This window comes from uncultured Rothia sp. (assembly GCF_937976295.1).
Lineage (GTDB): Bacteria > Actinomycetota > Actinomycetes > Actinomycetales > Micrococcaceae > Rothia.
This window is the reverse complement of sequence record NZ_CALJRY010000033.1, coordinates 1-9,200: the sequence shown is the minus strand read 5'-3', so window position 1 is coordinate 9,200 and position 9,200 is coordinate 1. Positions and strand designations below refer to the sequence as shown.

The window sequence follows — 9,200 nt, the reverse complement described above, 5'->3', positions numbered from 1 at the left end:
TTGATCCGCGCATCACCCTCCGAGCTGAAATCCGCGACCGCGATGAGTCGGGAGAACCGATCCGGCTCATCCTGACGGCAAAAGACCAGCCGCTGTTTGAATTCAACCCGACGCTGAACTCCGACCCGCCGCGGTCTTCAAACGAAATTATGCAGCTATTGGGCCAAGTCGCCATCGGAGACAACGAACTCGACCTGCTATCCGCACGCGAACAGGAAGTCATGAGGCTCATCGCCCGCGGCTACACCTACAAAGAAGTCGGCAACGAACTGTTCATCTCCGTCAAGACCGTGGAGACGCACGTGTCAGCGGTGCTGCGTAAACTCCAGCTGTCCAACCGCAATGAACTGACCCGTTGGGCGATGCAAAGGCACATCGTGTGACGGTAAAACAGTGTGTGACGCTCCGAACTCCAAGCGGCTAGGACAGGAGTGAAAGTGCCGATACGATGGAGAGCCGAGCGGGGAACGATCCCAGCAAGGACGGAGACCTTCGTGCACCGGATCGGTTTCGATCGAGACAAGTACATCCAACTACAGTCCCAGCACATCGCCGAGCGTCGCGCCCAATTCGGCGGGAAGCTCTACCTCGAGTTCGGCGGCAAACTCATTGACGATATGCACGCCGCCCGAGTACTCCCCGGATTCACCCCCGATAACAAGCTCGTCATGCTCCGCGAACTCGCCGAAGACGTGCGCGCGCTACTGCGCCCGGCAGACACCACCGCTGACGGCGGCACCGTCGACCCGCTGGAGGCGCTGGTCGGCATCACCGAAAACCCCACCGTTCCCGCCGACAGCGCCGTAGCACGCCTGCTACCCGCCGCAAGTAGCGACGACGAGGCTGCCACCGAATACCGTCGCTACACCGAACGCGACCTGCGCGAAACCAAACGCGCAAACCTCGCCATGCTCGCCTTCGACATTGAATCCAGCGACCTGCGCCTGAACGAGGAGCACGCCCGCGCCTGGGCCGCCGCGCTCGGCGATATTCGCCTGGTGCTCGCAGACCGCCTCTACATCGTGGACGAAGACACCGCCGAAGATATTGCTACGTTCACCGATCCCTCCAAGGTCGAGACCCAGGAAGAGTACATGGCTGTGGTGTACAACTTCGTCTCCTGGGTTCAGGACTCGCTCATGCTCGCCATGCTCGACGGGCTAGACGACGAAGAAGAGGATGCGCCCGGCGGAGTATTTGGCGGGGCAAACTTTGGCGGGGCAAACGAGCAAGAATAGAACGAATTTTTCGAATTACCCCTCAAACCATCGTCATAGACAACCACATAATGGTGGTTCTCGACTCATCTAACCGCTCTATGGAATAAATGGGTAACCTTAGCGAGTTAGCATAGAACGTGGTACCCGACCGATAACGAAGTGTAGGTGAAACATGAGTGACAGCATCGACGCAACCAATCCCTACCGTGCCCGCACCCCCTGGGGTAGCCCCGCGCCCGTAGGCCCCACCGCCGCGGCACCCATCGGCGTCTTCGACTCCGGAGTCGGCGGACTCACCGTGGCACGCGCCATCATGGACCAGCTGCCTCACGAACGCATCATCTACGTCGGCGACACCGCCCACGGACCCTACGGCCCCCTCAAAATCGCAGAAGTACGCGCCAACGCGCTACGCATCATGGACGAACTCGTCGACTCCGGCGTGAAAATGCTCGTCATCGCCTGCAACACCGCCTCCGCAGCGGTGCTCCGCGACGCCCGCGAACGCTACACCCGCCAGTACGGCATCCCCGTCATTGAGGTGATTCAGCCCGCCGCCCGCCGTGCGCTCGCCGCAACCCGCAACCGCAAGATCGGCGTGATTGCGACGGAGGCGACCGTCACCTCCCGCGCCTACGAGGACACTTTCGCGATCACCCCAAACCTTGAGGTGCACTCGGTGGCGTGCCCGCGCTTCGTGGAGTTCGTGGAGAAGGGCATTACCTCCGGCCCCGAGCTGCTGGAGACCGCCCGCGAGTACCTGCAGCCGCTCAAGGACGCAGGCGTGGACACCCTCGTGCTCGGCTGTACCCACTACCCGCTGCTGGCCGGCGTGATTTCCTACATTATGGGTGAGGACGTCACCCTGGTTTCCTCCGCGGATGAGACCGCGAAGGACGTGTACCGCGAACTGCTCAACCACGCCATTGAAAGCCCGGTCCCCGAGGAAAACCCGCGCCACGAATTCCTCGCCACAGGCGAATCTGAGACGTTCTCGCAGCTGGCGCGCCGCTTCCTCGGCCCCGAGGTCACCAACGTGCGCCACACCAGCTCCGTGGCGGAACGCTACCCGACCGGCTCGCTGGCGGCACTCACCCCCGAAATGCTTGCGGCACACCGCAACATCAACATCGACGAATCGGTAGAACCTGCGGAGACGGCACACACCTCCGCGGGCACCGAATTTTCCGGCACCACCCTTAAGGACGACACCTCATGCGTCTAACCGTTATCGGTTGCACGGGCTCCTTTCCCGGCCCCGTCTCACCGGCTAGTTGCTATATGCTCACCGCCACGGACTTCGCGGGTCGAACCTGGCGCATCATCATGGACATGGGCAACGGCTCACTCGGCATGCTCCAGCGCCATATCGACCTGAGCGATATTGACGCGATTCTGATTTCGCACCTGCACCCGGACCACTGCATCGACCTGTCCGGTCTGCACGTGGCGGTCAAGTGGGATCCGCGCGGCTGGCCCAAGGGCCGCATTCCGCTGTACGGTCCCGCCGCGATTAACGAGTACCTTTCGGTGACTCACGGCCTGGACCCGGATCCGGGCATGAGCACCGAGTTCGAGTACCACACCTGGACCGAGGGCGAGCCCGTGCAGATCGGGCCGTTCCGCGTGGAGCCGTTCCGCGTGGTTCACCCCTCGAAGGACCCGTACGCCCTGCGTATCACCTGCAACGACCGCGAGGGTCACACCGTGTTCTCGTACTCGGGCGATACCGACCTGTGCGAGGGCCTGGTTAAGGCTGCACGCGGCGCTGACCTGTTCCTCTGCGAGGCGGCATACCAGGAGGGCCGCGATGACGCCCTGCGCGGTATTCACCTGACCGGCAAGCGTGCCGGCGAGGCTGCAACGGAGGCGGGCGTGCGTAACCTGCTGCTGACCCACCTGCCCGTGTGGAACGACCCGGACATCGCCTACGCGGAGGCGCGTAGTGCCTTCTCCGGCCCGGTCGGCATTGCCGAAATGGCGGCAAGCTACCGCATCTACCCGCGCCCGACGGAGGCTCACCCGGTCACGTCCACCCTGAATGTGGTGGAGGTGCTCGACCCGCCGCTGAACACCGCGATTGCGCTCCCTAAGCCCGTGCTAGATTAGGCGAAGCCCGAGCTGGACTAGGCTAAACCCGAGCTGGGCTAAAACAAACCGGACTAGTGCAAACTGCGCTCAGCCCCGCCCACTTTTCGACATAGATTTAACAGACAGACACAGACCCTGCAGACAGATTCAAGGAGAACCCATGACTGCAACCCGCGAAGACGGCCGCGCCCTCAACGAACTGCGCCCCATCACCATTACCCGCGGCTGGTCCCGCAACGCTGAGGGTTCCGCCCTCATCGAGTTCGGCAACACCCGCGTGCTGTGCACCGCATCCTTCACCGAGGGCGTGCCGCGCTGGCTCAAGGGCGAAGGTAAGGGCTGGGTGACCGCCGAGTACGCGATGCTGCCGCGCGCCACCAACACCCGTTCTTCTCGCGAGTCGCTCAAGGGCCGCGTGGGTGGCCGCACCCACGAGATTTCTCGCCTGATCGGTCGCTCCCTGCGCGCGGTCATCAACATGGATGAGCTGGGCGAGAACACCATCGTGCTCGACTGCGATGTTCTGCAGGCTGACGGCGGCACCCGCACCGCCTCCATTACCGGCGCGTACGTGGCGTTGGCTGACGCTATTACCTGGGCGAAGGAGCAGAAGATTCTGCCCGCTAAGGCGAACCCGCTGATCGATTCGGTGTCCGCAATTTCGGTGGGCATTATTGATGGCACCCCCATGCTGGATCTGCCCTACACCGAGGACGTGCGTGCTGAGACCGACATGAACGTGGTCGTCACCGGCAGCGGCAAGTTCGTTGAGGTTCAGGGCACCGCAGAGGGCGCGCCCTTCGACCGCGACGAGCTCAACAGCCTGCTCGACCTGGCGCTGGAAGGCACCGCAGAGCTGGCTCAGATTCAGCGTGAAGCACTGGCACACTAACCCGTCCCAGTAACTAGTTCCGTCGACAAGGAGAAACTATGGCAGAGGCAAAGATTGTTCTGGCAAGCCACAATAAGGGCAAGCTCAAGGAACTGCGCGAAATTCTGCGCGGACGCATTGACGGCCTGGACGTTGACACCCAGGTGGTTGACGCCTCCAGCGTGAACGCACCCGATGTTCCCGAGACCGGCGTGACCTTCGCTGAGAACTCCCTGCTGAAGGCGCGCGCTGTTGCCGAGGCAACCGGCCTGGTTGCTATTGCTGACGATTCCGGCCTGTCGGTGGATGTGCTCAACGGCGCTCCCGGTATTTTCTCGGCGCGCTGGGCGGGTAGCCACGGCGATGACACCGCGAACCTGAACCTGCTGCTGGCTCAGCTGAGCGATATTCCTGCCGAGCACCGCGGCGCGAAGTTCTGCTGCGCGGCGTCGGTTGCCTCCCCGAACGGTTTTGAGGCGGTCGAGTACGGCGAGCTGCCCGGCGAGCTGCTGACCGCGCCGGCGGGGGAGGGCGGCTTCGGTTACGACCCGATTCTGCGCCCCGTGGAGCTGAACGGTGAGAACGCCCTGTACGAGGGTCAGTACGCTGGCAAGTCGTGCGCTGAGATTCCCGCCGAGATTAAGAACTCGATTAGCCACCGTGCGCGTGCTTTTGAGGCGCTGATTCCTCAGATTGCTACGGCGCTGGCTTCCTAGAACCGTCGCTGAGGCACCAGAGCATACTCGCTGTGCCGCTCTGTTGGGTGAAAACGCGAGGTTAGGTGCGATTTTTTCGCGCACCCCTCTAAAATCCCCCACGGAGATACCAATTAAAGGCACAATAGTGTGAGAAGCTTTACCTCAAGGTTAGTGACACCCAAGAAACTCGTCTGCTGAAGGTACCTTCGGCAGGCGAGTTTTGCTATTGAAGAGCCTTTCAACACTGCATCTGCCCGATGCTTGCTGTCACCGACCGCGGTAGAAAAACCTGCAGCGAAAGAGACACACCGATGCTCATCCTTCTTCTGCTGATGGCACTCGCCCTTGCCGCCGGATGCTGGGCGTACTCCTACGTGTGGCGTGGACTGAACCGCCGCGTCATTGCCGCCGTGAAGGTGGTTGACCCGATGATTACGCTCGGCCCCTACGTCATGGCGGCGTGGGTGGCGTTCATGGCTCTGATCGCCACGAACATCTGGGCGACCGGAACCCTGCACACCGTGCTGACGATTAGTCTCTGCGTGGTTGCCGTAGGTTGCCTCGGCTGGGCTGGATTCTGGCTGCTCATGCACTGCCTGGGCGGTCAGACCCCCGGCAAGCGCCCGATGTGGTGGCGCGAGGCGGTTGCCGCGAAGTTCGCCTGGCGTAACCTCTCGCGCATGCCCGCCTACCTGGGCGCTCGCACCAGCATCCTGCCGGTGGAGAACCCGCACCTGACCAAGCCGTATTCGGGGTCGTGGACTCGCCCGCTCGGTGCGACCATGCCCGGGTACAGCTCCAACGGTGAGTTTATTGAGGGCTTTGACGAGTTCGGTCGCAAGATGCCGCGCCTCTACCCGGTGGGCCCCGAACCGACTATTTTTGAGATGGCGCGCTGGGGTAAGTCGGTCAGCTCCGATCAGCTGCTGACGACCTTCCTGCCGACGGCGCCGTTTGAGCGTCTGCGCCTGCCCGGCACCATCACCGGTCCCTTCACCTTTGCGGGGGAGGTGCCGCACGGCGCGGTGACCAAGTGGCCTCGCCGCAGTGGCGCGAACCGCGCCTTCGGCTCCTACGCCCGCCTGGGTGAAATCACCGAACGCAAGGTGGAGCTACTGGTCGACCACCGCATCATTGCGGCACTGCAGACCACCCGTGAAAGCTACGAACGCCGCCACAGTTGGATGGTCGCCTTCACCGATATTGCAGACGGCGACTTCACGATGGATGCCGACGAGAACGGCAACCTGCGCATCACCTTCGGCACGATTGTCGAGGGCTACGAGACTCCGTGGGTCTTCACCAGCACCCTGAAAGACAGCCCGCGCCTGCGCCGCAAGGTACGCCACGCCATGAGGGAACGCCGCGTGCTCAAGCAGAGCAGCGGCGAGCTGATGGACTGGTACTTCGTGCCGAAGCTCAGCGAATTCCCGCACGGCCCGGTCACGAATGAGTTGCCCGAAGAGTTCTACTTCAAGTCCAATATCATGGTCACGAACCGTCACGAAAGCTCCTCGCGTGCCACGGGTGAGGCGCACTAAAACGTTGCCCTCGCAATGAGACGTTTCCGAGCGAACCCTCAAAACTTATGACTTAAAACCGCAGAGTCTAAAGCACCGGTAGGTACCCCGCAGGGGAGTAGCAACCGGTGCTTTTCTGCTGTTTTATTCTCTCGGAAGAGCCTTATGACCGTGCAGTACCTAATGACGATGCAGGCAGAAGCGGACAACAAGCCACGATAGAATAGAAACTTAGAGCACTATGAGCGCAAGCCGGAGCGTTTCTATCTCCCCTCCGTGAGCTTGCCGTGCTGAGAACATCTGCAGAGCATATTCGCAGAGATTACCTGCAGAAAACACCTGCGGGGAACACCTGCAGAGAACACACAGTCATCACTTGCCGAAAGGATTCCCGTGGCGTCTTCGAACTACACCGCCCGTCACCTCTCCGTGCTGGAAGGTCTGGAAGCTGTACGCAAACGCCCCGGCATGTACATCGGCTCCACCGACTCCCGCGGCCTGATGCACTGCCTCTGGGAGATTATCGACAACTCGGTGGATGAGGCACTCGCCGGTTTCGGTCAGTCCATTCAGGTCATTCTGTACCGTGACGGTTCGGTTGAGGTGCGCGATGATGGCCGCGGTATCCCCACCGATATTGAGCCGCGCACCGGCCTGTCCGGTGTGGAGGTCGTGTTCACCAAGCTGCACGCCGGCGGTAAGTTTGGCGGCGGCTCCTATAATGCCTCCGGTGGTTTGCACGGCGTGGGCGCTTCCGTGGTGAACGCGCTGTCTTCCCGCCTGGACGTGCAGGTGGACCGCGGTTCGAAGACCTACCAGATGTCTTTCCGCCACGGCATTCCCGGCTTCTTCGAGTCCGGCCGCACCCCCAAGCCCGATGATCCGTTCACTCCCGCAACCGAGGGCACTGACGCCCTGCAGATTGTGGGTCGCGCTAAGCGCGGCGTGACCGGCACCCGTGTGCGCTATTGGGCTGACCCGCAGATTTTCACCCCCGACGCCAAGTTCAGCTACGAGGACTTGGCGGCTCGTGCGCGCCAGACCGCGTTCCTCATTCCGGGTCTGCGTATTTGCATCCGCGATGAGCGCCGCCTGCCCGGCACCCCCGGTGAGTTGGAGCCCCACGAGGAAGTTTTCCAGTACGACGGCGGCATTAGCGAGTTCGTCGAGTTCTTGGCGCACGATGAGCGTATTACCGACACCTGGCGTTTTAGCGGTAGCGGCTCTTTCACCGAGACCGTGCCCGTGCTGGGCGAGGACGGCCGCTCGCAGCTGACCGATGTGGAGCGCGATTGTGAAGTGGACGTTGCGCTGCGCTGGGGCATTGGCTATGAGACGACGGTCCGTAGCTTCGTGAACATTATTGCCACCCCCAAGGGCGGTACCCACACTACCGGTTTTGAGCAGGGCCTGCTGCGCGTGATGCGCAAGCACCTTGCCGATAACGCCCGCAAGTACAAGGTGGGTAACGACAAGATTGAGAAGGATGACGTTCTCGCCGGCTTGACCGCCGTGCTGACCGTGCGTCTTGCTGAGCCGCAGTTTGAGGGCCAGACCAAGGAGATTCTGGGTACTCCTGCGGTTCGCCAGATTGTGTCGAAGGTCGTGGGTGATGCCCTGAAGGCTCGCCTGGAGTCGACCGCCCGTGCGGAGAAGGCTCAGGCGACCGCTCTGTGTGAGAAGGTCGTCTCTGAGATGAAGACCCGCGTCTCGGCGCGCATCCATAAGGAAACTCAGCGCCGTAAGACCGCGTTGGAGTCTTCGTCCATGCCCACCAAGCTGGTGGATTGCCGTTCGACCAATGTTGAGCATTCTGAGCTGTTCATTGTGGAGGGTGACTCGGCGCTGGGCACGGCGCGTTTGGCGCGTTCTTCCTCGTATCAGGCTCTGCTGCCGATTCGCGGTAAGATCCTGAACACTCAGCGTGCTTCGGTGACTGATGTGCTCGCGAATGCTGAGTGCGCGGCGCTGATTCAGGTGATCGGCGCGGGCTCTGGTCGTACTTTTGACCTGGACTCGGCTCGCTACGGCAAGGTCATTATGATGACCGATGCGGACGTGGACGGTGCCCACATTCGTACCCTGCTGCTGACCCTGTTCTACCGTTACATGCGTCCGCTGATTGAGGCCGGTCGCGTGTATGCTGCGGTTCCGCCTCTGCATCGTGTGGAGGTGGTGCGCCGCGGCAAGCCGAACGAGATGGTGTACACCTACTCGGAGAAGCAGCTGCACGAGCTTCTGGATTCTTTGCAGGCGCAGGGTGTGTCTTATAAGGAACCCATTCAGCGTTATAAGGGTCTGGGCGAGATGGATGCCGACCAGTTGGCTGAGACGACGATGGATCCGCGTCATCGCATGTTGCGCCGTATTCGCATTGAGGATGCGGAGGCTGCCGAGCGTGCGTTCTCTCTGTTGATGGGTTCTGAGGTGGCTCCGCGTAAGGAGTTCATCATTGCGGGTGCTCATCAGCTGGATGCTGAGAGCATCGATATGTAGCGTGCGGTGCCTTGTGGGGCATTACGGTGCCCTGCAGGGCAGTGGTGGCTGGCGTGTCACAATCCATGAATTTTGTGTGAGAATAGTCACGCAATTCTCGGGGATCCCGCGTAAATTCCGCATGAAACAGGCAAATTTAAGCTTTGAGCACTACTTGAAGCACCTGTCATATTCCCGGAATCTGTCACCAAAATTTTGCAGAAAACATTAAAAACTGCAATATTTCATCGCGGTTCCGAAACTGCTTCTCAACCCCGCAAGGCACCATCGCGTCTCATTCCTCTAACCACCCTCGCATCGAGGG

Annotated in this window: 8 protein-coding genes; all 8 read left to right on the top strand. The window is 61.3% G+C overall.

Features of this window, described 5'->3' with window-relative positions; genetic code table 11:
- The coding region (locus tag Q0216_RS00865; protein WP_298592171.1) for a response regulator transcription factor at positions 1-383 on the top strand (383 nt) is incomplete at its 5' end.
- A 111-nt stretch (positions 384-494) separates the two neighbouring features.
- Positions 495-1,238: a DUF2017 domain-containing protein gene (locus Q0216_RS00860; RefSeq protein WP_298592168.1), complete on the top strand. Its 744-nt coding sequence runs from the start codon at positions 495-497 to the stop codon at positions 1,236-1,238.
- Positions 1,239-1,392: 154 nt separating this feature from the next.
- A complete protein-coding gene (gene murI, locus Q0216_RS00855) occupies positions 1,393-2,445 on the top strand; it encodes a glutamate racemase (RefSeq protein ID WP_298592166.1) in 1,053 nt (350 codons plus the stop codon).
- A complete protein-coding gene (locus tag Q0216_RS00850; protein WP_298592164.1) occupies positions 2,436-3,329 on the top strand; it encodes an MBL fold metallo-hydrolase in 894 nt (297 codons plus the stop codon). The genes murI and Q0216_RS00850 overlap by 10 nt, the downstream gene beginning before the upstream one ends.
- Before the next feature lie 142 nt (positions 3,330-3,471).
- Positions 3,472-4,203, top strand: a complete 732-nt coding sequence (gene rph, locus Q0216_RS00845; protein ID WP_049359116.1) for a ribonuclease PH — start codon at positions 3,472-3,474, stop codon at positions 4,201-4,203.
- Between the two features lie 38 nt (positions 4,204-4,241).
- Complete coding sequence (locus Q0216_RS00840; protein ID WP_298592161.1) at positions 4,242-4,898, top strand: non-canonical purine NTP pyrophosphatase; 657 nt, start codon at positions 4,242-4,244, stop codon at positions 4,896-4,898.
- Positions 4,899-5,191: 293 nt separating this feature from the next.
- Positions 5,192-6,421 (top strand): peptidase E, encoded by a 1,230-nt coding sequence (locus tag Q0216_RS00835; RefSeq protein ID WP_298592159.1) that lies wholly within the window; start codon positions 5,192-5,194, stop codon positions 6,419-6,421.
- A gap of 372 nt (positions 6,422-6,793) precedes the next feature.
- Complete coding sequence (locus Q0216_RS00830) at positions 6,794-8,896, top strand: type IIA DNA topoisomerase subunit B (protein WP_298592155.1); 2,103 nt, start codon at positions 6,794-6,796, stop codon at positions 8,894-8,896.
- Positions 8,897-9,200 lie beyond the last annotated feature (304 nt).